General features: G+C 49.1%; 23 protein-coding genes. 6 read left to right on the plus strand and 17 right to left on the minus strand.

The genetic code is table 11. The features are described 5' to 3' along the window. Positions 1-2891, plus strand: a 2891-nt coding sequence (locus KDK19_RS13950; RefSeq protein ID WP_257292200.1) for a DUF4116 domain-containing protein, incomplete at its 5' end; no start/stop codon positions are given. Between the two features lie 169 nt (positions 2892-3060). Here KDK19_RS13950 and KDK19_RS13955 read toward each other — a convergent pair. Then, positions 3061-3648 (minus strand): lysophospholipid acyltransferase family protein, encoded by a 588-nt coding sequence (locus KDK19_RS13955; protein WP_257280742.1) that lies wholly within the window; start codon positions 3646-3648, stop codon positions 3061-3063. A gap of 298 nt (positions 3649-3946) precedes the next feature. On the opposite strand from KDK19_RS13955, the gene dinB reads away from it, so the two are divergent. Both dinB and KDK19_RS13965 read left to right on the plus strand, forming a co-directional pair. Further along, the gene (dinB, locus tag KDK19_RS13960; protein ID WP_257280741.1) at positions 3947-5056 is read left to right on the plus strand and encodes a DNA polymerase IV; all 1110 of its coding nucleotides are present in this window, start codon (positions 3947-3949) and stop codon (positions 5054-5056) included. A 38-nt stretch (positions 5057-5094) separates the two neighbouring features. After that, positions 5095-5487: a DUF2721 domain-containing protein gene (locus KDK19_RS13965; RefSeq protein WP_257280740.1), complete on the plus strand. Its 393-nt coding sequence runs from the start codon at positions 5095-5097 to the stop codon at positions 5485-5487. Between the two features lie 9 nt (positions 5488-5496). On the opposite strand, the gene KDK19_RS13970 is transcribed toward KDK19_RS13965, so the two are convergent. The 15 genes from KDK19_RS13970 to ffh all read right to left on the minus strand — a co-directional run bounded on the left by KDK19_RS13970 (position 5497) and on the right by ffh (position 20251). Further along, positions 5497-6261 (minus strand): paraquat-inducible protein A, encoded by a 765-nt coding sequence (locus KDK19_RS13970; RefSeq protein ID WP_257280739.1) that lies wholly within the window; start codon positions 6259-6261, stop codon positions 5497-5499. A gap of 21 nt (positions 6262-6282) precedes the next feature. Continuing rightward, positions 6283-8001, minus strand: coding sequence for a single-stranded-DNA-specific exonuclease RecJ (recJ, locus tag KDK19_RS13975; protein ID WP_257280738.1), 1719 nt, complete (start codon positions 7999-8001; stop codon positions 6283-6285). A 129-nt stretch (positions 8002-8130) separates the two neighbouring features. Beyond that, positions 8131-9555 carry a threonine synthase gene (gene thrC / locus KDK19_RS13980; protein WP_257280737.1) on the minus strand — a complete coding sequence of 475 codons (1425 nt, stop codon included), beginning with the start codon at positions 9553-9555 and terminating at the stop codon, positions 8131-8133. 138 nt (positions 9556-9693) lie between these two features. After that, complete coding sequence (locus tag KDK19_RS13985; RefSeq protein ID WP_257280736.1) at positions 9694-10995, minus strand: homoserine dehydrogenase; 1302 nt, start codon at positions 10993-10995, stop codon at positions 9694-9696. Positions 10996-11440: 445 nt separating this feature from the next. Continuing rightward, complete coding sequence (locus KDK19_RS13990) at positions 11441-12268, minus strand: DsbC family protein (protein WP_257280734.1); 828 nt, start codon at positions 12266-12268, stop codon at positions 11441-11443. Between the two features lie 223 nt (positions 12269-12491). Then, complete coding sequence (locus KDK19_RS13995) at positions 12492-12707, minus strand: hypothetical protein (RefSeq protein WP_257280733.1); 216 nt, start codon at positions 12705-12707, stop codon at positions 12492-12494. 9 nt (positions 12708-12716) lie between these two features. Further along, positions 12717-13103, minus strand: coding sequence for a hypothetical protein (locus tag KDK19_RS14000; RefSeq protein WP_257280732.1), 387 nt, complete (start codon positions 13101-13103; stop codon positions 12717-12719). After that, the gene (locus KDK19_RS14005; RefSeq protein WP_257292201.1) at positions 13103-14323 is read right to left on the minus strand and encodes a sulfite oxidase; all 1221 of its coding nucleotides are present in this window, start codon (positions 14321-14323) and stop codon (positions 13103-13105) included. Before KDK19_RS14005 ends, KDK19_RS14000 begins: the two co-directional genes overlap by 1 nt. Before the next feature lie 86 nt (positions 14324-14409). After that, positions 14410-14757, minus strand: a complete 348-nt coding sequence (locus tag KDK19_RS14010; RefSeq protein WP_257292202.1) for a hypothetical protein — start codon at positions 14755-14757, stop codon at positions 14410-14412. Between the two features lie 471 nt (positions 14758-15228). After that, positions 15229-16116 carry a site-specific tyrosine recombinase XerD gene (gene xerD, locus KDK19_RS14015; RefSeq protein WP_257280729.1) on the minus strand — a complete coding sequence of 296 codons (888 nt, stop codon included), beginning with the start codon at positions 16114-16116 and terminating at the stop codon, positions 15229-15231. 245 nt (positions 16117-16361) lie between these two features. Next, positions 16362-16715, minus strand: coding sequence for a 50S ribosomal protein L19 (rplS, locus tag KDK19_RS14020; RefSeq protein WP_257280728.1), 354 nt, complete (start codon positions 16713-16715; stop codon positions 16362-16364). Between the two features lie 17 nt (positions 16716-16732). After that, a complete protein-coding gene (trmD, locus tag KDK19_RS14025; protein WP_257280765.1) occupies positions 16733-17518 on the minus strand; it encodes a tRNA (guanosine(37)-N1)-methyltransferase TrmD in 786 nt (261 codons plus the stop codon). Positions 17519-17643: 125 nt separating this feature from the next. Continuing rightward, on the minus strand, positions 17644-18198 hold the full coding sequence (gene rimM, locus KDK19_RS14030) for a ribosome maturation factor RimM (protein ID WP_257280727.1): 555 nt from the start codon (positions 18196-18198) through the stop codon (positions 17644-17646). A 96-nt stretch (positions 18199-18294) separates the two neighbouring features. Next, positions 18295-18540, minus strand: a complete 246-nt coding sequence (rpsP, locus tag KDK19_RS14035; RefSeq protein ID WP_257280764.1) for a 30S ribosomal protein S16 — start codon at positions 18538-18540, stop codon at positions 18295-18297. 304 nt (positions 18541-18844) lie between these two features. Beyond that, positions 18845-20251: a signal recognition particle protein gene (gene ffh, locus KDK19_RS14040; protein ID WP_257280726.1), complete on the minus strand. Its 1407-nt coding sequence runs from the start codon at positions 20249-20251 to the stop codon at positions 18845-18847. Between the two features lie 155 nt (positions 20252-20406). Here ffh and KDK19_RS14045 point away from each other — a divergent pair, with 155 nt between their 5' ends. From KDK19_RS14045 to KDK19_RS14055, 3 genes are all read left to right on the plus strand, one after another. After that, complete coding sequence (locus KDK19_RS14045; RefSeq protein ID WP_257292203.1) at positions 20407-21285, plus strand: inner membrane protein YpjD; 879 nt, start codon at positions 20407-20409, stop codon at positions 21283-21285. A 112-nt stretch (positions 21286-21397) separates the two neighbouring features. Beyond that, complete coding sequence (locus tag KDK19_RS14050) at positions 21398-21886, plus strand: DUF2165 family protein (RefSeq protein WP_257292204.1); 489 nt, start codon at positions 21398-21400, stop codon at positions 21884-21886. Positions 21887-21965: 79 nt separating this feature from the next. After that, positions 21966-23219, plus strand: coding sequence for an HlyC/CorC family transporter (locus tag KDK19_RS14055; protein ID WP_257280723.1), 1254 nt, complete (start codon positions 21966-21968; stop codon positions 23217-23219). Positions 23220-23270: 51 nt separating this feature from the next. Here KDK19_RS14055 and KDK19_RS14060 read toward each other — a convergent pair whose 3' ends face one another. Then, on the minus strand, positions 23271-23891 hold the full coding sequence (locus KDK19_RS14060; RefSeq protein ID WP_257274915.1) for a CoA pyrophosphatase: 621 nt from the start codon (positions 23889-23891) through the stop codon (positions 23271-23273). Between the last annotated feature and the right edge of the window lie 65 nt (positions 23892-23956).

Raw genomic sequence — 23956 nt, forward strand, 5'->3', positions numbered from 1 at the left:
TGAGCTTTAAGTCCTTTCAGGATAATACCGTCAGGGTTGAGTACACACCCGGTCAGCCCAGAGGCGTAGTGGCAGGACAGTCCGGCAACACGCCCCACCGCATCGATATTTCTCGCAAAGAAGGAACTGACAGCTCTCAATACTTTCCCGGGACGCTTTCAAGCCGCTTCATCCTTTACAAAAACAAGGGTAATAACGGTTATTCGGAAACAAGAATCCATGATGCGGATTCTCCATCAGACGACGGCGGGCAGCGACTCAGTGATGAGACGGTTTCAGCACTCAGGAAGAGGGTGACTGAGCTGGAAGACCTGTTACTCTGCCCCGTGGATGTTGAGTTTGCTATCGATCATCAGGGTCGCCTGTTCCTGCTGCAGGTGCGCCCTGTAACCAGACTCTCTGGCGGCATGGATTTTGCCATGTTTATACCCGAAGAGACTCTTGCCATTGGTGAGGGGATCAGTGAAGGCTATTGCACCGGATCCATCTGGTTGGCCAAAAATCGAGAAGCAGGCAGTATGCCAGAGGGTGCCATTGTCTTGGCTCACCACGTTGAAGAGTGGATGCTTGAGCCTGAGTTCCTGAGGTGGGCAGGAGGTTTTGTCCTGGCCGAAGCAGGATTTAATGATCATGCCGCGATCCTGATGAGACAGGAAGAAAAAACCCTGATGCTGGCCGGTGAACAGTTTGCGGCCTTGGCCACTCAGGATGGCCAACAGGCAACACTGGCCTGCGCCCGCTTCAACGGTAAGCCCGGTGCCTTTATTGTTGCCGGTGATCTTACCGGGAAACTGGTCAGGCACATAAGCCTGTCTTCTGCGGTTTCTGATGTTCCGTTAGCTAAAGCCCTCCCGTCACGGGATGATTTGTCTCCCCCTGAAGCCACATTCCATCACGTCGCCAGTGGTTTTCAATGGCTCACCGATCAAAATGCCCGTCTGTTGGCACTTTTTGGCCCCGGCGGTGGACTGGATTGTCTGGCAAACCCGATAAAACTGAGCATGTCATCACAACGATCAAAGCTACTGGCTGGGATCGAGGATAGCGTTAATCTTCTGATTTATGGGGCTCAGGCAATGTTGGAGGGTTACCTGGCCTTCTTGCGGCTGGCGAGCAGAAGGCGTTCACCCCAGGTCAAGCTATTTCGAAGAGAATTACCAGTACTGAACAACCGGCTAGAGATGCTGAAAGAAACCGTACGATCCGGGTTAGAAAGTATCATTCTGCCAATGCAGACCGCTGAAAAAGGGCTGATATTTCAGGGAGCGTTCTGTCAGTGGGTGACCGCCTGCCATCAGTTACAATCCTCTCTTCAGGCACTCCACTTCCGTGAGGCTGAGCAGGTCCGTAGTGTTCATGACTTGATTTTTGCCCTGCATAAGCGTTTTGTGGAGGCACTGGCACCGGTCACTCTGGCCTCGGGTCAGGGGCAGTTTTTTCAGGAAAAGAAGATCACCTACGTTGATTGCACGACCCCGGGTGCTAAGGGTGAAAAAGCATCACTATTGACGCCATCCGGCAAAGCATGCATGCAAGCATTAGAGCTCTCAGGGACTGTCGTCAGTATGGATGATGCCTTGATGGTTAACCTGGAATTGGGCAATCACGTTGGCCTCGTCGAATTACTTGAACAGGCAGAGGGGGGTAAAGAACGAACCTTACGACTAAAATTTTCTGACCAGTTTGATCAACCTTATGGCATTCATAAAGACGGCAAGTCAAAGCGTATGTGGTTTCTGGTGCAATTACTGAAAGCGATCGAACTGGATGAAAATGCGGATAGCATGAAGGTACGTTGCAACGCTGCAGCCGGTCAAATTATCGTCGAATGCTCCCGAATGAAATCAAGTCCACACATGCAGGATGCCTTTGAAAAACTGATGATTGTGTTAGAGACTATCTGTGATCTTGATATCTTCTTTGAGAACGCAGACATTTTTGAAGAATCTCATTGGGATTTTAACTTGCTTGAACAACGTCTTAATCCCGATGTTGTGACAGATGCTGATAGATTCACCTTTCAGCATTGTCTTTTCTCAATGTTTTATCTGAGGGATTACCGTATTAGTCCCGCATGCTGCCAGTTATTAAGTAGCCATCTTCAACAGTTTGTTTTTTACGCTGAGCGGTTAGGGGAGTGTCGGTCTTCAGTATATTTCAGGGAAAAACCGGAGGTTAGTCTGCGGGAAATGTTAATGAGTGAAGAGATGAATGAGAGCATTCGCAAGGAGCTCTTACATCATTTTTTATTGGCAGATCCCAATTACTCTATTCCACCGTTTGAGGATTTTTATCTCCATTTGAAAGGTCAATACTTCATTATCAAACCATCACGTGATTACACACTGACGTTTGATATTCCACCGGCTCAGTCGTTTTCGGATATTAAAGAAAAGGTCAGGAAAGCCTTGGTGAAGGACGGGCTGAATTATGTCAGTCAACAGGTTCGAAATGATAAAGAGCTTGTATTAGAAGCCATTGCAGCACATCCAATTGATCTGAAATATGTAGGTCAAGAACTCAAGGGTGATAAAGATGTCATCATAGCCGCAGTCACTCGGCGTAGCCGTTCTATGCAAGACGTCAGCCCGGAAATTCCGGATTATGATGAGGTTGTCACTGCCGTTATCGCGAAGCGCCCAAAAGCTCTGAAGTATGCTAGTGAAAGAATCCGAGGCGACAAAAACATTATTAAAAGTTTGATGAATCATAGTATTGTTTACTTAGGATACGCCAGTAAAACGTTGTTTAATGATCGCGAATATATGCTGGACTTGATTGAACATAATGCTCGTGCTTTCGAGTTTTCTTCTCCCCGCCTTAAAAATAATGAGGCTTTTGTCGATTCGGCAATCCTCAGAAATTACGCAGTTTGTCAATATTTAATGTAATCTGCGAATCAGGTCGGATTTATTCTGACAACGTCGATCAGTATAAACATTGTCGCATTTCCTGACTTCTACCGGTGATTTCATTTCTTCAGCTGTTTTTCGCGGATAATGGCCGACTCCATCGTTTAATGTTACTCAAAGTAAACCAGCATGTGAATGTTATATTCTGCTATAAAACCGGGCTGAAACAGTTTGGGTGTTTTCCCTGCTTTTTGTCATAAAAGGCCTGAATTTCAGCCAGATCTTTTTTCATGCTGCATCCGGGCTTGATGGTGGGGCCAAAGCCGGCTTTTTTCTTCCGGAAGTCCATATAGGCCAGAATGATTGGCACTTCTGCCCCTCTGGCAATGTGATAAAAACCGGTTCTCCAGCGATCACCTTTAGAGCGAGTGCCTTCAGGACAAATGATCAGACCCAGTTGTTTGTTGCCTTTAAAACAGCAGATACTCTGATCTACCAGACTGCCCCTTCGGTCCCGGTCAACCGGTATCCCTCCCAGCCAGCGCATCACAGAACCTAGAGGTCTCCGGAAAAGGCTGGATTTACCCAGCCAGTGTGCTTCTATCCCGTGGCTCAGGCCAACGGCCATACCGATAAAAAAGTCCCATTTACTGGTATGGGGGGCGGCCACCAGAATGTAGCGGGGTACTCGGGGCTGGTTACCTTCGACCTTCCAGCCGGAAATCAACAGGCACATTTTGGCCAGAGCCTTTAACAGATAACTGATGATCGGCGTATTAAACACCGTTAAGCGCATATTCAAGCCTTAATCTTTTGACCGTGAGCGCGCCCAAACCGATTGCCAGGCTGGTTGAGACGCTTCTTTTGACATCAGACCCCGAGAGGGCATATAAACGGAGTGCGATTTGACGATTTTATCAACTGATTGAAAATACGTAGATATTCGGGGTTGCGCTTTATCTTTTTGGGTGAATGGGCAGTGTAAGAAATGGGGCTGTATAAAAAAACAGTAAAAAATCATTGTTTCCTATTTCTCCTATCGTTAGTCTTAACAGGCTGGTGCAATAATTTCCGCTAAATTTTCCAATCACACTATGCCGGAACCGAATGAATCCGTTCAGAGAAAAATTCTCCATGTTGATGCAGATGCCTTCTACTGTTCTGTAGAGGAGAGGGATGATCCTGCTTTAACAGGCAAAGCCTTTGCTGTGGGGGGGAAGGCCGAGCGTCGGGGAGTGATAGCCACATGCAGTTATGAAGCTCGCAAGTCGGGCGTGCATTCTGCTATGGCCTCTTATCGAGCACTCAGACTCTGCCCTGAGTTGATTATTTTGCCCGCCCGGTTTGATGTCTATAAAGCCGCCTCAAGGCAAATGCATGCCATTTTTCATCGTTACACTGAGATGATTGAACCCCTGTCGCTGGATGAGGCCTATCTGGATGTTTCCCAATCCAGTCAATGTCGAGGCAGTGGCACACTTATGGCCCGGGAAATCATGCAGTCTGTCTGTGAAGAGGTGGGCATCAATGTTTCTGTTGGTGTGGCCCCTAACAAATTTCTGGCCAAGGTGGCATCGGACTGGAACAAGCCAAACGGTCTTTGTGTGATCACGCCCGATCAGGTCCGGGATTTTGTTTTTGAATTGCCCGTTGAGAAGATACACGGTGTGGGTAAGGTGACTGCTCAAAAGCTCCATAACAAAGGGATTATGACCTGTGGCATGTTGCGGCAATACTCTCCGGTTGAGTTATGTCGTTGGTTTGGCAGTTTTGGCGAACGCCTCTGGGAGCTGTCCAGAGGTGTGGATGATCGTGCGCTGGAGCTGGATAGAAGGCGGAAGTCGTTATCTGTTGAACATACTTTTGATGAAGATTTGCACGATGAGCAGTCAATACTGACTCAGGTTAAACCCCTGATCGAGGATCTGTCGCAACGTTTTCAGGCAATCAGGAATGAATATTCGGTCACCAAGCGGTTTGTAAAAGTAAAGTTCAATGATTTCACCCAGACGACACTTGAGGAAATGATAGAGTGGGATGATCAAACACCGGAAGCACACTTTCAGTCATTAGTGATTCGAGCCTGGCAGAGGGGAAATAAGCCTGTACGTCTACTCGGGGTGGGAGTAAGGCTGCTGGACTTGAGAACCTCCGGGCAGATGCAGCAGTTAGAGCTGTTTGAACGCAGGGGCAGAAGGATATAATATGACACCCCTTAACATGTCATTTCAGATAAGGTCCTATGGAGCTGAATCTAACAACTCCCGCTTTGCTGTTTCCGGCTATTTCTCTGTTATTTCTTTCCTATACCAACAAGTTTCTGGCTCTGGCTTCATTGATCAGAAACCTTCACGGTGAGTTTAAGAAGCATCCCGACAACCCTCACATCAAAGGCCAGATGGAAAACCTTAGACGACGAATGATACTCATCAAGCACATGCAGGGGGCTGGTATTGTCAGCTTTATCTGCTGTGTTTTGGTTATGTTTCTTCTTCATCTGGGTCAATATCAGGTGGGTTTCATCATTTTTGGCATCAGCTTGTTGGCTTTACTGATTTCCCTGATCATCTGTCTGGCTGAGATTAAAATTTCAATTGATGCTCTGGAGCTTCAGGTGAGTGAGATGGAAGATTGAGCAGTTGTATCACTGCTCTTTCAATGATTCTTCTTTCAAACACCCATCCTTCAAGCACCCATTTTTCAACAACAACTGCCCTGCCAATCCTGAAACCAGACAGTAGGCGACAAACAAATAAAATCCACAATGCAGCTCTGCCTGAAAGCTCAACAGAGCGCTTTCTGAAGTATTGGCATTGGCGGCCAGCATGGCGACTATAACCCCCATTGCGAACACATCCGCCATAGACCATTTACCGAGCACAGCATTTACTTTAAGTGCGACCCTTCGTGATGAGGGATGACAGGACGCCAGCAAAAGTAAACTTTTAATGGCAGGGATCAGGACACTGAAGGTCAGGATCAGAATGGCTACAAACTTGTAGCCAAAATTCCAGAGGTCACTGGCAGTGCCGAGAATGCTTCGGGTTTTGTCATAAATCCGGCTCTGGCCATCCATCTTCAGATTAGAGAGAAACTGGTTGGCCATGGCCAGCAGGGCAGGGTGAATGGACTGTTGTTCCATAATTTTCTGACCTTCTATGACCAAGACCTGTTGGCTCATATCTGCCTGAAGCGTGATCAGGGGTTGGGTGATTCCCGGAACCAATAGACCTAATGAAACGATTAAAACAATAAGAGGGGCAGCAATACCGGAAATTCGGGACTCAGTCATTTTTTTTGTGTCTTCAGGAAACAGTGGTATAGCCACTAAAGTAGTTGAGAAATCTGCAAAGAACAATGACAGAGCGGCCTCCCTGCTGTCAGCACCATAAAGCTCACTAATTTGCAATACCCTCTCTACCTTGGAGGCTCAGGCTGATTCCAGGTGATCAACGATCAACTGCAGGCTCTGCTGGCCTCGAAATTCGTTGATGTCCAGTTTATAAACCACATTAACTGTTTTTATGTTCTGGTTTGGCCATTGACCGGGGTCAATGTTAAAGGCAATGGCATCGACATAATATTCTGAGGAAGGCAGCTTAAGCACCATCTTCAGATGTTTTTGGCCTACCAGTCTCTGCTGAATGATCTGAAAGCGACCGTCGAAGGAAGGCTCCGGAAAATTCTGTCCCCATGGCCCACTATCTCGTAACAGTTGAGCTGTATCCATAGTCAGTTCAGAGGCACCCAGTTCACCATCGGTATGGATTTCTGCTTCAAGCTGCTCAGAAGAGAGCTCCTGCTTAACAATACGGTCAAAGGCCGCTGAGAATGCTTCAAAATCTTCTTTATAAATGCTCAGACCTGCCGCCATGGCATGGCCGCCGAATTTGATGATCAGCCCCGGGTTTTCCCGGGCAACACTGTCCAGAGCATCACGCATGTGCAGACCTTTTATGGACCTTGCTGAACCTTTGATTTCGCCATTATCGGCTTCTGCAAAGGCAATCACCGGGCGGTGCAATTTCTCTTTCACCCTTGAGGCCAGAATCCCTACGACACCCTGATGCCAGCCTTCCCGAAAAAGACTGACGCCCCAGGGTAAGTCGGAATGCTTATCCAGTTCCAAACTGGACAGGTGGCTCATGGCCTCGACTTGCATTCCCGCTTCAATCTCTTTTCTGTCCCGGTTGAGGCCATCCAGCTCAGCGGCCAGTTCCCGTGCCGTTTCGATGCGCTCTGTCAGTAATAATTCAATACCGGTGGACATATCATCCAGACGTCCTGCTGCATTCAGGCGAGGTCCCAGGGCAAACCCCAGGTCGGAAGAGGTCAGGCGGGACTGCTGTCGGCCTGAGATCTCAATCAGTGCCTGAATCCCCGGACGACAATGTCCTGCACGAATTCTTGCCAGACCCTGATAGGCCAGAATGCGGTTGTTGGCGTCCAGACTGACAACGTCAGCAATCGTTCCCAATGCAACGAGATCCAGTAACTGAAAAGGGTTGAACTCGGTTTTTCCTTCAAACCAGCCCCGTCTGCGCAACTCGGTTCTCAGGGCGCAGATAACGTAAAAAATAATGCCCACCCCGGCGGTGTTTTTACCGTTGAAAGGACAGTCTGGCTGATTGGGGTTGACGATGGCGTCTGCTTCTGGAATCTGTTCGCCGGCCAGATGGTGATCCGTAACGATGACTTTCCAGCCTTGGGATTTTGCTGCTGCTACGCCGTCTACGCTGGAGATACCATTGTCGACGGTGACCAGAACGTCTGGCTGGTATTGTCTGGCGACCTGAACAATCTCCGGTGTCAGGCCATAACCGTACTCAAAACGGTTAGGCACCAGGTAATCTGCTATTCCGCCCATCTGCCTTAAGGCCAGAACACCCAGTGCACTGCTGGTGGCTCCGTCGCAATCAAAGTCTCCGACGATTAAAACACGCTGCTGCTTACAGACAGCGTCGGCCAGAAGACTGGCTGCTTTTTCGATGTCCTTGAGACTTTTATAGCTCTGAAGACCCTTTAGCTGGCGGCTGATTTCTGAAGGGTGATTGATGCCCCGGGCACTGTATATACGGGCGAGAAGGGGGTGGATGCCATCAGTTAATGGGTAGGGGTTGCTGGTGCGTCTAATGATCTGAAGCGGCATGACAGTTCTGGATTATCTGCAGTAAAAAAGTATCGACTTACTCTATCACAGAGAGGAACGGAGCACAGGATCGTTATTGCGGTAAATGAGAGCAGGCAGCAACATGGGATACGCTGCCTGCGCAAAGATTTATCGAGTCAGATGACTCTGAATATAACTTTTCACAGTGTTCAGGTCGTTATCCAGCACCTCATAACGCTCTTCACGCTCTGGAAGGTCCCTCAGGTGATGAGGCAGTACCGGAGCATCAAGACCGGCTTTTTCAATGGCTTCGGGGAACTTCACCGGGTGAGCTGTTGCCAGAACAACATTGGGAATACGGCTGTCTGTGTCAACTTCTTCCAGCGCTCTGATACCGATAACGGTATGAGGGTCGGCTAAATATTCAGTGCGATCAAACAGGTCTTTGATGGCATCGCAGGTGTCCTGATCAGCACTACGACTGCTGTCGAATAACTCCCGGATCTTCTGCCAGCGCTGTTGTGAAACTACCAGCTTGCCAGTTTTTTCGAAGTCTGCCATCTGTTTGGCAAGGGCATTGCCATCCCGATCCTGAAGGTCGAACAGCAGGCGTTCAAAGTTGCTTGAGACCATGATATCCATGCTAGGCGACAGGGTGTGTTCCAGGCCTTGCCTGCTATAGTCGTTGCTCTGGAAAAAGCGGTGCAGAATGTCGTTACGGTTGGTGGCAACAATCAGTTTATTGACTGGCAGTCCCATACCACGGGCAATATAACCCGCGTAGATGTCACCGAAGTTGCCGGTGGGTACCGAAAAGGAAACTTCTCTGTCCGGGCCACCCAACTCCAGCGCTGCATGGAAGTAGTAAACCACCTGAGCCATGATGCGGGCCCAGTTGATAGAGTTGACAGCCACCAGGCGAGTCTTTTTTCCGGACGAGTTTTTTTCTGATGAATCTGGCAGGAAAGATTGATCGGCAAAGCACTGTTTGACCATGGCCTGACAATCATCAAAGTTACCCTGAACAGCGATGTTGTTAACGTTGCTATCTAAAACAGTAGTCATTTGTCGTCTCTGGACTTCAGAGACTCTCTGGTAGGGATGCAGGATAAAAATATCCAGTGCTTCACTGTGTCGACAACCTTCAATAGCTGCTGAGCCAGTGTCACCGGAGGTGGCGCCGAGAACAACAGCTCGTTCACCTCTCTCGGTGAGAGTGTAGTCCAGTAATCGGCCCAGCAGCTGCAGGGCAAAATCTTTAAAAGCCAGGGTCGGGCCATGGAACAGTTCCATAACCCACTGGTGACTTTTCAGTTGAATTAACGGTGCAACCGCTTCATGGGCAAACGTTGCATAGCTGTCGTCTATCATTTCCTTCAGTTTGTCGTCAGGAATCTCACCCGCCACAAATGGTTTGATGACTTCAAAGGCCAGTTCGTTGTAGGGCAGGCCTCTTAGTGAGCGAATTTTGTCTTGATCAAACTGGGGCAGTTCGGCAGGGATATACAAGCCACCGTCTTCGGCCAGCCCGGCCAGAAGTACTTCCTGAAAACTTTTTTCTCCACCCTGTCCCCGGGTACTGATGTATTTCACGGTCTATTCCATCTATTGTTTGTGAGTTCATGGCTGTTATGCCATGAAGAGTAAGACTTCAGCCTCACTCTTTTGCATAAACCCTGGGGTTTATACGCTCAGGAATTCAATCTGAATCTGTCTGACAAATGACAGTTTTCAGGCCATTGTCTCAACACGAATGCGTGTAACAGGGGCCTGGATATCGATCAGGTCTTCAATTTCAACAATGGCTTTATCCAGTGCCGACTCTTTGATGGTTTGAGTCAGGATGACAATATCAGCGAAGCCATCGCTTTCACGGATCGCTTTTTGGGTGATGGCGTCAATATTGATCCCGTGGTCACTGAAAATTTGGGTAATGGCATTCATGACACCTGGGTGGTCGTCAGCATGGATGCGCAGGTAGTTGGGGCTCAGAGTTTCACCAATGGACAGAACCGGAGTGCTTTTTAACGCCTCTTCAGAAAAGCCCAGCGGGTTAGGGGTTGCTTCGGGCGCTGCTAATGCTCTGGCAATGTCCATGATGTCAGCAACAACGGAAGAGGCTGTCGGTTCGGCACCAGCACCGGGCCCTACCATCATGGTTTCACCGATGGCATCAGCATTGATTACAACAGAGTTCAATACTCCGTTGATATTGGCTAGTGGACGGGAAGCGGGAATCAAGGTCGGGTGAACCCTGAGTTCAACGCCTTCAATACTCTGTCGGGCAATGCCCAGATGTTTGATTCTATAGCCCAGCTCTTGCGCATATTGAATATCTGCCGGGGTTACGCGGCTGATACCTTCTGTATAGGCACGCTCAAAGTTCAGGGGAATACCAAAGGCTATTGAAGCCATTATGGTGAGTTTATGGCAGGCATCAATACCCTCTACATCAAAGGTGGGGTCCGCTTCTGCATATCCCAGCGCCTGGGCTTCAGCAAGTACTTCTTCAAATGAACGATTCTTGTCGCCCATTTCAGTTAGAATAAAATTACCTGTTCCATTGATAATGCCCGCCAGCCAGTTAATCCGGTTGCCTGCCAGACCCTCTCTCAGGCACTTAATGACCGGGATTCCACCTGCCACTGCCGCTTCATAGGCAACCACGACATTTTTTTCACGGGCAGCCTGAAAAATCTCATTGCCATGTTCGGCTATCAGGGCTTTGTTGGCCGTGACAACGTGCTTGCCGTGTTGGATCGCTGTGAGAATGAGTTCCTTGGCAACGTCGTATCCGCCAATGGTTTCAACCAGAATGTCCACTTCAGGATTACGGGCGACATCAAAAATGTCACGGGTAACCCGGGTGGTCGAGGTATCAGCAGCGGGGTTGTCCCGACGGGCACCAATCTGCTCTACAGTGATGGGTCTGCCAGTTCGTGCAGCAATGTTAATGGCATTGCGTGTCAGTACATTAAACGTACCGCTGCCGACGGTACCCAGGCCACATATTCCTACTTTGACCGGTTTCAAACTGTTATCCCCCGTGAGCTGATCTCAACTCACTGTCTGTGTCGACGGCTTTCAGAAACAGAAAGCACTCTGGTTTTTATCAATGGATCGGGGATTATAGCCACAAACCGGCCTTGAGAGCGATAGTCTGCCTGAACTGTTTGGGGCTTTTCGCCATTATTGTCGACGGTCGGAAGCTATGTGTCAGAGCATTAGAAATGCTCAGCCATAACGGTACTGCAGTCCTGAACGATAGCACTAGCAAGGTTCTTTCTTGACAGTCTGGAAGCCTCTTTCCGGTTTTCTTTTAACTAAACTCGCGAAATTCTCCATCCATAGCCCCTCGTTGGGAGCGCAGTGACCTTTAAAAGTTTGGATGGAGATTGGATGGAGCCGTATGGTTGTTCGCTGATCTTATGCTGAGTGGAAACGGGTAATACGGAGCAGGTCCATACCCTGCTGTTCTCTATTTTTTGGAATCAGAAGCTTCAGCGGCAGGGGCGGGTTCAACAGCGGGGGGAGGTGTGATTCCCATCATTCTGGCAATCCCTGCGGCTGGGCGGTAGCCGGGTATGGCTTTGCCGCTCTCAAGGAATAGAGCGGGAGTTCCACTTACGCCAAGAGTCAGGCCCAGCTTTAATTGCTCATCAACCAGAACTTCGCATTGGTTTTTTTCTTTGTCCTCTTTGGAGGCATGGCTGGAAATGTCTTTGCCGTTTTTCAGCTCTGAAAGGGCTTGTTTTCGATCGGGTGAGCACCAGGCTTCCACCATTTTGGCGTAGGCAGGGGATTTTACGCCGCCTCTGGGGAAGGCCAGATAACGGACTTCTATGCCCATGTTATTGAGTTCTGGCAGTTCCTGATGGAGCTTGCGGCAGTAGCCACAGTCCACATCTGTAAAGGCATAAATAACGCCTTTGGTCTCTCCCTCGGGTGAAAAGACAACCTGATCTTCTTTATTCAGCGTTTTCAATTGATCGGCCACGGCTTTATTACGGATCTCTTCAGTCAAGTTGATGATCTGGCCATCTCTGATTTCCAGCATGTCGCCACGCAGTAGCAGTTTGCCGGTTTTATTGGTATAGATCACACTGCCGCCTTTCAGAAATACCTTGAATACGCCTTCCCAATCACTTTTTTCAATACTTGTAATAGGAATGTTGGGGTCCAGAGCTTTCAGTTCGTCGGCAATGGTACTTTGGACCTCTTCAGTGGCTTGATCTGCTGCTTGTGCAGTAGGCAAAAAGTTTGCCATCGCCAAACTGGCAGTGAAAATCAGGGTACATAGACGCATGAGTCATCCTCTTGGGTATTGTTTTTTTCTTGAACGGCAGTGTGTAGCAAGTCAGGCAGCTACTGCCAATAAGATCGTAGATTCTGGAGCAGAAGTTTAGACTCTATATCGTGTTTGTCAGTTTAATCTGCCGTCGATGATAAAATTCAGTTTGCCCGGAGATTGAGCGTTAATTGTCAGAGGGAGCGAATTTAATGGCTCAATGCCTTTTCGGCTTTGCTCTTCAGGTTATCAGGCTGAAGGGAGCCGTAGTAGGCGGCAACATCGATAATGTCCTGTTCAGAGAGTTGGCCGGCTGTGGCCTGCATATAGGCATCCGCCTGGCCAGTTGCTCGCCATTGAGCAGGTCTGGTTTTAGCGAGTTTTCTGCCTGAGCTGGCATTGCTGATAGTAATTCACCTACTATGGCTGCAACGGGTATAGCAATAGATTTCAACATGTTGGGTCCTTACTTTCTGGGTGGAGGCATTGAGGCTGGGTCAAGGGGTAGTCTTCGAAAAGTCTTCATATCAATATCTGAAACACCATAGTGGGTGCTGAGATAGTCCAGGATCGGCTCCCAGGTTTCAGAAAGATCCCAGAGTCCCTGGGTATCTATCATCCACTGCAGGGTCTCACGCCAGGCGTTTTTGTCGCCACTATGCTGACTGACAATAAGACTGCTATGGCAGGCGTTGCACTGGGCGTTAACCATCTCCCAGCCCGGAGCCATTTTCAGTCCGGATTTGGGGTCAATGGGGTATTCTTTTTTTGGCGCTTCATCAGATGCGGCCGTAGCTGCTCCGGAAAATAACGCAGAGACCAGCAATATTCTGAGGTGCCTGAAGCCCGACATCAGGCAACCCTCACTGCAATCCGGTGGCAGCCATTAAAGAGATAGCCCTTTGGGTTCCACTGGGGTTGCACCACAGGCTGGGAATCCCCTTTACTGTCGGTGGCTTTGGCCCAGATTTCATAGTAACCCTGCCTTGGCAGATTCAGATTGATACGCCACTGTTGCCAGGCCCCCTTGTTGACTGGTTGTCTCAATTCGGCTTCATGCCAGCGAGTACCATAGTCATAACTTACTTCAACTTTGACGACTTCTCGCAAACCAGCCCAGGCGTGACCCCTGACTTCCTGAGTTTTACCCAATGGCAGTTCAACCCCGGTCTGCGGGAATGTGATCAAGGACTTGACGATCATTTCTTCAATGATTTCAAAGTCCTCATTGGGCACTTTCTCTCCGGGTGCTATAGGATACTTGGGCACCTGGTAGGCAGGCGCTTCCATTTTGGTGCCATCATGAACCTTGTTTCGAATGCTAATGCCGGTGGCCGCCTTCTGGGATACGGAGGCCGGACGGCCAGCAAAGACAATACGCAGAGGGTAGCCATGGCGAAATGGAATATCATCACCGTTCATGGCCCAGGCGACCAGAGCGTTATCATTCATAGCTGCTTCAATAGGAACACCGCGGGAAATGGCAGGGCCTTTGCCGCTCAAATGTTTATCAATGCCGTGGTGACCGATGTAAACTGCGTCGTCTTTCACTCCGCAGTCTTTTAGTACGTCGCTAAGCAGGACACCGGTCCATTCTGAGCAGTAAACAGCTGCGTTATTCCATTGGTTACCTTTGGTGCCGGGGAAAAAGTTTTTACGGCTGTTGCCGCCACATTCCAGAACCAGATTCTGTGTGCGGTGTTTGAACTTGCTCTTGAGCTCATTGATGGTGTATGTCCTGGATTTGACGACTGATTCGCCGTCGACAGTAAGAGTCCAGGTCTTCGGGTCTATCTTGTCAAAATCCGGCATCGAACCATTCCAGCGTACGAATGATACGTTTGCCGGTGTGATGGCCGGGTCCAGCAGGTGTTCAGCGGGATGGGCATTCAATGGGTTGGTGTTCAGGATCGTGTAATAATCAGGCAGATCTTCTGCCTTGGTCCATTTCATTGTGGAGATATCAACAGGTTTCAGACCTGAAGGGCGTTTTTCAGCAAATACCCATCTTACAGGCAAGATAGAAGCAGCGGATGCGGTCAGTGCATGCTGCAGAAAATTTCTTCTGTTCATTATTTGGTATCCGGTTAACCTTTTGGCATGCAGCCGTTTTGTTCAGATTGCAGAGGTTGTACATAAGCTCAAGGCTGTATGCCGACTCACGGTTTTTTGCCTTCATAGAAAAAGTCAGCAAGGCGCAACATGTCTTCTTCGCTGAGCAGCTGGGCAACTTTGGTCATGGTGATGTCCTGTCGTTTTCCACTTTTGAAAGCTCTTAATTGAGTTATGAGGTAATCTCGATTCTGCCACTTGAGATTCGGGATGGTATTGAACTCATTACTGCCATCCTGACCATGACAGGCACGACACATATTAGCTAACTTTTCATATTTGTCGGACGCCTGAGCTGTTGATATGACGGCAGAAGGGAAAAGCGACATTGCTATAAAAAGTGCTACAACTGCCCAGGGTCCCGGATAGAGCCTGATGGGGTCCGGTAAGTTCAAAATGCAAGCCTTTTCAATGTTTTCAGATATTAACCCTTACTGTTTAATCAAAAGGCTGATGTCTTTTGATTGTTATAAAAAGCAGCTGCTTTTTAAATGCTTGAAATCTTTTGGTATTTCAGATCTGATGTGGCTGGTATCAGTTTTTCCATTGTTAATCTGGATTTTTGTGCCGAGTTTATAAATGAAAATGTATGTATGTATCGAATTAACTGATTTTTTATTGAGTTAGGTTAATGAAAAATTAATCTTGTGTTTTGGCGTTCAAATGTTTGATGATTATTTTTTAAGTTAATTAAAAAGTAAATTTTAACAACATAAAGTATGGATTACATGTTACTTGATTTGATCCATTCATGTGAGTATGGCTGATTTCAAAAGAAACTTTAAAATTAACGACAAACATAGTTTATATGAATTAAGGGGTGGTTGCCGTTGTATTTATTTTGCTAAGAAAGGCTGAAGATAGATTCAGCCTCTGGGGTGGTGAGATTCATGCAGTTCATGCAACCGTTGCCGGGCAATGTGGGTATATATCTGGGTGGTTGAAAGATCGCTGTGTCCGAGGAGAAGCTGGACTACCCGAAGGTCGGCTCCGTGATTTAACAGATGAGTAGCAAAGGCGTGTCGTAGAACGTGGGGTGAAACCGTGCTCTGAATGTTGGCTGTGAAAGCATGTTGTTTGATCCTGTGCCAAAATGTCTGACGCGTCATCGGGTTGCCGTTTCGGCCGGGAAACAGTACTCGATTCTCAGGGTCGCTGATCAGAGAGGGTCTGCTTTCTTTCAGGTAACGGTGAAGCCAGTTCAGGGCTTCTTCACCCATAGGTACCAGTCTCTCTTTATCCCCCTTGCCCTGAATGCGGACGATGCCCTGTCTTTGATTAATTTGATTCAGGCTGAGGTTGACCAGCTCCGATACCCTGAGCCCGCAAGCGTAGAGTAGCTCGAGCATGCACCGATCTCTCATACCTATTTCAGTATCAAGATCAGGCGCAGCGAGAAGGTTTTCAACGTCAGCTTCTGTCAGGGATTTGGGTAGTGGCCGACCCTGTTTGGGCATCTCAATAGTTTGAGTAATGTCCCGATTGACCCTGTCTTCTCTTAGCAGGTAACGATAATAGCCGCGTAGGCTGGATAATGCTCTGGCTGTCGAGCTGGGTCGAAAGTTTTGTGTGTGTCGCCAGGTCAGATAGTCGGTCAGGTCCGAAGTCGATGATTTCTCGATTGTGAGCTGGTTCTGGGCAAGCCAGGCAGAGAACTGTTCTATATCGTGTTTATAGGCCGAGCGGGTGTTTTCGCTAAGGCCTTTCTCAAGCCAGAGATGATTGAGAAACAGTTCTGTTAGGGTGTCGGTCATTATTATCTGTATATGGGGTCTATGCCCCTATTATTGCGGTATAAGAGGGGGTCGTAAAGAAAACAATAAAAGCTTGTAGATAGAACTGTTTTCTGTTTTTAAATCATAAAAAAAAGCGACTTTCGTCGCTTTTCTTATGGACTGACAAGGTTGCCGGATTGTCAGAACTTATATTACCCTGAGCGTCTTGCTCCGGGTTTTGGAGAACCCTGAAGAGTCCTTTTCGCGAGATGCGAAAACGACTCTTAGTTGAGCTTTTCCTTGATACGAGCTGCTTTACCGCTCAGAGCACGCAGGTAGTAGAGCTTGGCTTGACGTACGTCACCGCGGCGCTTCACATTGATAGAAGCGATCAGGGGGCTGTATGTCTGGAAAACACGCTCAACGCCAACACCGCTGGAAATCTTGCGAACGGTGAAAGCGGAGTTCAGGCCACGATTACGCTTGGCAATGCAGACACCTTCGAACGCCTGCAGACGCTCACGGTTGCCTTCTTTAACCTTAACTTGTACAACCAAGGTGTCACCAGGGCCGAAGCTCGGGATTTCTTTGGTCATCTGCTCTTGTTCGAGCGCTTCAATGATTCTGTTCTTGCTCATTTTAAATTTTGCTCCCGTTAGTCAAGTGTTCCGCTCGTCGAGTCTGCCTTGCTGCGGCTATCCGAAGAAGGATGTTCCTGAATAAATTCAGACAACAGTTTTTCCTCTTCGCGGGTCAGTTTCCTGTCTTGCAACAGGTCCGGTCTTCTCAACCAGGTTCTGCCCAGTGCTTGTTTGAGGCGCCATGCACGAATTTTTGCATGATCCCCAGACAACAGGACTTCCGGCACTTTCTGCCCCTTGAAAATTTCGGGGCGGGTATAGTGCGGACAATCCAGCAGGCCATCAGCAAAGGAGTCCTCTAGTGCGGAATCCTTGTGACCCAGGGTGCCCGGTACAAAGCGTGAAACTGCATCAATCAGAGTCATGGAGGCGAGTTCGCCACCACTTAACACGTAATCACCGATCGACCATTCCTCGTCGACTTCTTCGTTGATTACACGCTCATCAATACCTTCATACCGCCCCGATACCAGAATAAGCCGTTTTTTGGCGGCCAGCTCCTGAACCCCGGCCTGATCAAGCAGGCGTCCCTGGGGAGACAGGTATACTACCGTGGCATCGGTTCCAGCAGCTTTTTTGGCTGCATGGATGGCGTCACGCAGAGGTTGAATTTTCATCAACATGCCGGGACCACCGCCGTAAGGTCGGTCATCCACAGTTCGGTGTTTGTCGTGAGTGAAGTCTCTGGGGTTCCAGGTTTTCACTGAGACGATCCCCTCCTTTACAGCCCGGCCGGATATGCCGTGATCAGTAATGGCCCGAAACATTTCCGGGAAGAGGGTTACAACGCCGAACCACATATCTGCTGTTATGGGTGAATGTTCATGGCTGTTTAACGGCTCAGGGCTGCTTAACGGCTCAGGGCTGTTCGCAGGCTCCGGGCCTTTCAGCTCAGGGCTGTCCATGTCAGTTTCACTCATAACGGTTAAAATTCCGGATCCCAGTCAATCCGAATGAACCCTGCTTCCGGATTCACTTCCAGAATCACCTGATCCGGTAACCAGGGTACCAGCCGCTCGCGTCGGTCAATGCTGCCCTTACAGGCTTTGATGACCAGTACGTCGTTGGCTCCTGTTTCCATCAGATGGCTGGCTTTGCCCAGCAGAAGTTCCTTGCCCGCTTCGTCAGCGGTTTTCACTTCCAGACCTTCAAGCTGATGCCAATAAATCTCGTCATCAGCCAGCGGGGGCAGTTCGCTTTCAGCGATCAGGATTTCCGCACCAGTAAACTGGCGGGCGATATCCCGGTCATCGCATCCGGCGATGTGTGCGACCAGACCCTTGCCCTGACGGCGTCCCTGATCGACTTCAATGGTCCGCTGGCGACCATCCTGGCGCAAAATCCAGTGTTTGTAGTTCAGAATGTTGGTCATGGGGTTGGTGTGTGAATACACTTTTACCCAGCCTTTTACTCCGTACACACCAGTAATACTTCCGAGGACAACCTGTTTGGGTTGAGCGGTTGCTGATGCTTTATTCACTGGTTCTGTTCCTTTTTGAGGTGATGGTTAAACGGCTCATGGCTCTTAAACAGCTCTCGGCTGCTCTACACGGCTCATGGTGGTTCAAACCTGACCTCAGGCTGCTTTGGATTCTTTCAGCAGCTTGCTAACGCGGTCGGATACGGTAGCGCCCTGGCCCAGCCAGAACTCAACACGCTCCTGATCCACACGCAGACGTTCTTCCTGACCACGGGCTGTAGGGTTGAAGAAACCTACACGCTCGATGAAACGGCCACCTTGAGCCTTACGGCTGTCAGCAACAGTCAGGTGGTAGAACGGACGCTTTTTGGAACCGCCGCGAGCTAAACGAATTGTTACCATGGAATAATTTCCTGTAATCGTGATGTCCGGCAACGCTTGTCTCTGAGGGCTCGGAAGCCTCCAGCCTCATGGAACACTGACAGTGAGCCATGAAGGGCGCATATTCTAAGGAATAACCGTCCTGCTGACAATATGCTTGACACTTATCTTGCTGTGGACACTCTCATGGTGAGGGGGCAGGGCATGCTCTGTGGGTCAGACTGGCAAGAAAGCAGGCTTGGCCGGGTGTAATAAAATGCACGTGATGCGGATTAAATGGCCAGCCTGCCTCAGGCAAGCTGGTCATGCTTTGGTTCAGAAAGAGTTAGAAAGGGAACTTCTTCCCGCCACCGGGAGGTAACATTCCACCCATGCCACCGGGCATCTGACCTTTCATGCCGCCCAGACCGCGCATCAGCTTGGTCAGGCCGCCTTTTTTGGTGACTTTCTTCATCATTTTGCTCATCTGCTTGTGCTGCTTGATCAGGCGATTGATGTCCTGAATCTGGGTACCGGAACCTGTGGCAATACGTTTTTTGCGGGAGCCGTTCATAATGTCCGGGTTGGCACGTTCAGTCGGTGTCATAGAGTCGATGATGGCTTCCATCTGAATGAAAATCTTGTTGTCCATCTGGCCCGCCGCGTTGGCAGGCATACCCGGCATTCCGGGAAGTTTGTCCATAACCCCTGCCAGTCCGCCCATTTTCTTCATCTGCTGAAGTTGGTCACGGAAGTCTTCCAGGTCAAAGCCTTTTCCCTTTTTCAGTTTGCTGGCAAGTTTGTCGGCTTTCTTTTTGTCGAGCTTTTGTTCAGCTTCTTCAATCAGAGAGAGAACGTCACCCATGCCCAGGATTCGGGAAGCAATACGATCCGGGTGGAAGGGGTCCAGAGCGTCTGTCTTTTCACCGACTCCCATGAATTTGATCGGCTTGCCGGTAATGTGGCGAACAGACAGGGCGGCACCACCACGTGCGTCACCATCTGCCTTGGTCAGAATGACACCGGTCAGGGGCAGAGCGTCGCCAAAGGCCTTGGCGGTATTGGCGGCATCCTGACCGGTCATGGCGTCAACTACAAACAGGGTTTCGACAGGATTAACGGCACTGTGCAGTGCCTGAATTTCTGTCATCATGTCGCTGTCGATGTGCAGGCGGCCGGCAGTATCGACAATGACTACGTCGATATGCTTCAGGCGAGCCTCCTGAATGGCTGCTGTGGCAATATCAACAGGCTTTTGCTCAATGTTGGATGGGAAGAAATCCACGCCGACTTCACTCGCCAGAGTTTCCAGCTGTTTGATCGCTGCAGGACGGTATACGTCAGCACTGACGACCATAACGGATTTTTTGTGGCGTTCCTTTAAGAATTTACCCAATTTGGCCACAGAGGTGGTTTTACCGGCACCCTGCAGTCCGGCCATCAGCAAGACGGCAGGAGGCTGAGTCGACAGGTTTAACTGGTCATTGGCTTCGCCCATGACCGAAATCAGTTCTGCCTGAACAATCTTGACGAAGGCCTGACCCGGACTCAGGCTGGCCTGTACTTCCTGGCCAATCGCCCGTTCCCTGATCCGGCTGATGAACTCCTTGACCACAGGCAGGGCAACGTCAGCCTCCAGCAGAGCTTTGCGAACTTCGCGGAGAGTGTCCTTAATGTTGTCTTCAGACAGTTTCGCCTTGCCGGTGACGTTACGAAGCGTCTGCGACAGGCGTTCGGTTAAATTCTCGAACATCCGGTTACCTTGGAAATACCATGACGTAAGGTGTATGTGGGTAGATGTCGACCATTATATCCAATCCCGGGCAAAAGGGGCAGCATCGGGTCTCGGTACGGACAGTATTTCTGCTTGATGGATGAAAACAAACGGGTTCTTGTGTAGATTTGGACATGGCAAGCTCTGGTTTGCATCTTCCGAAGTGGCTTTTTGACGGTTTCGCCACCAGGAAAATTTCAGATGGAGGTTATAACGATTCAATGAATGTCATGCTCGTGAGCATCGGTGCCATCATTTTTTATGCGGTGGGAATGGCCTGCCAGTGGGGAAGAATTACTGGTCACGGTGGCGCCCGAAACAGGGTGTTACTGGCCACCTCAGCCGGAGCTGTATTGCATGCTTTATCGCTCTATTTTTCCATTCACAGCGATAAGGGAACCAATCTTGGCATTTTCACGATCAGTTCCATGACGACACTGATCGTCACGCTGGTGGTGTTGCTCAGTAGTCTGCGCAAGCCTTCTGAAATACTGCTGGTCACGATTCTGCCCTTTACCATTATCTCGGTTCTGGTGGGCTGGTTGACTCCGGTGGAACACATTTTTCATTCACCCACTCTGATGGTGGTGCATGTTCTGCTGTCAGTATTGGCCTATGGCTTGTTAATGGTGGCTGTGTGTCAGTCGCTGCTGCTGGCCTATCAGGAGAAGCAACTGAGGAGTCATAATCAAAAGCGTCTGCTAAAGGCCCTGCCTCCCCTGCAGACTATGGAAAAACTGTTGTTCGAGTTTCTTTCAGTCGGTGTGATCCTGCTGACCCTGTCGCTGATTTCAGGCTTCTTGTATATCGATAATATGTTTGCCAAAGATATGCTCCACAAAACAGTGCTTTCTCTCGTCGCCTGGGTGCTGTTTGCGACCCTGTTGATTGGGCGCTGGGTGAATGGCTGGCGCGGTCAAAAGGCGATGCGCTGGACGGTTTCCGGCTTTATTCTGTTGCTGGTGGCATACTTTGGCTGGCGAACGATTGTGGACTTTATTCTGGTCAGATAAGTCTTTTCGGAGCAGGCTCTGCTTTCTGCTCCTCTCCCGTTTCACTCTCTTTTTTCAATACCTTCTTGCTTGCAGCTTGAGATCCCTTTAAACCCAGCTAATGTTAGGGGCTATGAAAATGATAATAGCCGTTAAGCTTAGTAAAATTGTCCTGGTAGCCGCAGTTGCTCTGTTCAGTTTATTGGTTGTCTTTAATAATTTGGTGGATTACCAGAGCAATTATCTTTATGTCCAGCATGTGATGACCATGGATACAACTGGGAACACTGCTCAGGCTGAATGGCGGGCGGTTCACAATCCGGTGATCTGGAGAGGAGCTTACAGCCTGATTATCGCTGTTGAGGCAGTGATAGCCCTTTTGTGTTGGGCGGGTGTCATTTTTATGATCCGCAACATACAAAATGAAGATTTCCATGAAAGCAAATCTCTGGCTCTGGCTGGTTTGACTCTGGGTGTTTTGCTCTGGTTTCTGGCTTTTGTGGGGATTTCAGGTGAGTGGTTTCTGGCCTGGCAGTCCCGAAGCTGGAACGGTATTCAGCCTGGCTTCAGGATGGCGACGTTGTTTTTGCTGACCCTCTTCTATTTGAGTCAGAAAGAATGATAAAAGTGTTTGGGGTTCATAGCGCGAAACGTTAGAATTAGCGGCTCCATCACCAGAATCTGAACGAGCGATTTCACTCTTGAGCGAAGCATCAACCAGCCTTCTATTATCCATATTGGCCCTATTAATGCTGCTGTCGGCTTTTTTTTCCAGCTCGGAAACCGGCATGATGGCGATCAACCGCTATCGCCTGCGGCATCTCGTTCGCAAGAATCATAAAGCCGCGAAGCGAACCCATAAGTTGCTAGAGCGTCCTGACAGGCTGATTGGTGTGATTCTGATTGGCAATAACTTTGTTAATATCCTGGCTTCTGCCCTGGCTACTCTGGTGGCAGTGAGACTCTGGGGTGATAGCGGTATTGCTATTGCCACTTTGGGCCTGACAGTGGCAGTACTGATTTTCGGTGAAGTAACGCCCAAGACGGTTGCAGCACTCTATCCGGAAAAGATAGCCTTTCCTGCCTCTTTTATTTTGACGCCCCTGCTGAAACTCTTCTATCCCATGGTAGTGGTTTTAAACTGGGTCTGTGGCTTCCTGCTGAGGCCTTTTGGTATTAAACCCGGCCAGGCTGCGGAAGATCAGTTGAACGCTGAAGAGTTGCGTACCATTGTGACCGACCCCGGTATGTTGTTGCCGCAGAAAAGACGGGGAATGTTGCTGGGTATTCTGGATCTGGAGAATGTCCGGGTTGACGATATCATGGTACCCCGAAATGAAATTTTCGGGATTGATATTGACGATGACATCAAGGATATCCTGGAGCAGTTAAGAGCCTGTCAGCACACCCGTTTGCCGGTCTATCGCGGTGATGTAAACAATCTTGTGGGTATGTTGCATATGAGAAAGGTAGCTCGATTGCTCAGTCAGGAAGAAGTCAATAAAGCAATTCTGCTGCAGGAAACAACGGAGCCATACTATGTACCCGAAAGTACTCCCCTGCATACTCAGCTGTTTAATTTTCAGAAATCTAAAGAGCGTGTCGCACTGGTGGTCGATGAATATGGCGATATTCTTGGCCTGGTGACGCTGGAAGATATCCTGGAAGAAATTGTGGGTGATTTTACCACCGATGTATCCGACTCCAGTCAAGATATTACCCCTCAGGAAGACGGTAGCTACATCATTGATGGTTCGGCCTCTGTAAGAGATATTAACCGTTCTCTGGGTTGGAAGTTGCCCACTGAGGATGCAAGGACGATCAACGGTTTGATCACCGAGATGATGGAGTTTATTCCGGAATCCAGTGTTTGTCTCAAGATAGGTGGCTACCGGTTTGAGATTATGCAGGTCAAGGACAACCGGGTAAAAGCAGTGAAGATTTTCACTGCTTAACTTGAATGATTAATTTCGCTGAATGAATTTTGGTTTTCGCCAGCCCGAGGGTTAGCGATTTTGCGGGTGGCTGTGGCTGGCATGAAACTGAGGTGCATCCAGTGGAATGGTGGTGTTCAATCCCACGTTCAGAAATTCTACCAGCATTATGGCGGTCAACCCCCAAATCAGATATTCACCGTATTGATACGAGGGCATGGAGTAGGTTTTTTCGTTCATACTCCAATGGTGAAACTGTAGATTGTCCGGATTGGTGAGAAAGTCCAGTGGAACGTGAAAAATGCGGTCCAGCTCTTCAATATTGGCGCTGAGCGACAAGTTTTCCGGCACAGAGCCGATGACAGGGATCACTTTGATACCGAAGCGGGAAATGACCGGCCCCATAGTGCCCAGAATCTGAACTGAAGATGGTTTCAGGTCTATCTCTTCCTGGGATTCTCTCAGGGCGGTATGGATCAGGTCACGATCGTCGTCTTCTCGTTTGCCGCCGGGAAATGCCACTTCTCCGCTGTGTTTGTTCAGGTGAGTAGCCCTTCGGGTCAGGATGATTTCGGTGGCCTGTCCCTGGTTATTGGTCACCAGAGGTACAAGAACGGCGGCTTCCGGAAGAGGGGTGTCTATACTTCTTGGCTGATGTTTGTGGAGTCTTCGCTCAATATCTGTAATCAACATATAACACGGGAATCTCTGGCTTTCACGGCGACATTCAGATGCTTAAAAAACAGAATGGCATTGGA

The organism is Endozoicomonas sp. ONNA1 (genome assembly GCF_024606325.1).
Lineage (GTDB): Bacteria > Pseudomonadota > Gammaproteobacteria > Pseudomonadales > Endozoicomonadaceae > Endozoicomonas_A.

Coding starts and splice junctions, on each gene's coding strand:
- KDK19_RS13955 (WP_257280742.1), bottom strand. CDS start 3,648: ATGCGCTTAACGGTGTTTAATACGCCGATCATCAGTTATCTGTTAAAG.
- dinB (WP_257280741.1), top strand. CDS start 3,947: ATGCCGGAACCGAATGAATCCGTTCAGAGAAAAATTCTCCATGTTGAT.
- KDK19_RS13965 (WP_257280740.1), top strand. CDS start 5,095: ATGGAGCTGAATCTAACAACTCCCGCTTTGCTGTTTCCGGCTATTTCT.
- recJ (WP_257280738.1), bottom strand. CDS start 8,001: ATGCCGCTTCAGATCATTAGACGCACCAGCAACCCCTACCCATTAACT.
- KDK19_RS13990 (WP_257280734.1), bottom strand. CDS start 12,268: ATGCGTCTATGTACCCTGATTTTCACTGCCAGTTTGGCGATGGCAAAC.
- KDK19_RS13995 (WP_257280733.1), bottom strand. CDS start 12,707: ATGTTGAAATCTATTGCTATACCCGTTGCAGCCATAGTAGGTGAATTA.
- KDK19_RS14000 (WP_257280732.1), bottom strand. CDS start 13,103: ATGTCGGGCTTCAGGCACCTCAGAATATTGCTGGTCTCTGCGTTATTT.
- KDK19_RS14005 (WP_257292201.1), bottom strand. CDS start 14,323: ATGAACAGAAGAAATTTTCTGCAGCATGCACTGACCGCATCCGCTGCT.
- xerD (WP_257280729.1), bottom strand. CDS start 16,116: ATGACCGACACCCTAACAGAACTGTTTCTCAATCATCTCTGGCTTGAG.
- rplS (WP_257280728.1), bottom strand. CDS start 16,715: ATGAGCAAGAACAGAATCATTGAAGCGCTCGAACAAGAGCAGATGACC.
- trmD (WP_257280765.1), bottom strand. CDS start 17,518: ATGTGGTTCGGCGTTGTAACCCTCTTCCCGGAAATGTTTCGGGCCATT.
- rpsP (WP_257280764.1), bottom strand. CDS start 18,540: ATGGTAACAATTCGTTTAGCTCGCGGCGGTTCCAAAAAGCGTCCGTTC.
- ffh (WP_257280726.1), bottom strand. CDS start 20,251: ATGTTCGAGAATTTAACCGAACGCCTGTCGCAGACGCTTCGTAACGTC.
- KDK19_RS14045 (WP_257292203.1), top strand. CDS start 20,407: ATGGCAAGCTCTGGTTTGCATCTTCCGAAGTGGCTTTTTGACGGTTTC.
- KDK19_RS14050 (WP_257292204.1), top strand. CDS start 21,398: ATGAAAATGATAATAGCCGTTAAGCTTAGTAAAATTGTCCTGGTAGCC.
- KDK19_RS14060 (WP_257274915.1), bottom strand. CDS start 23,891: ATGTTGATTACAGATATTGAGCGAAGACTCCACAAACATCAGCCAAGA.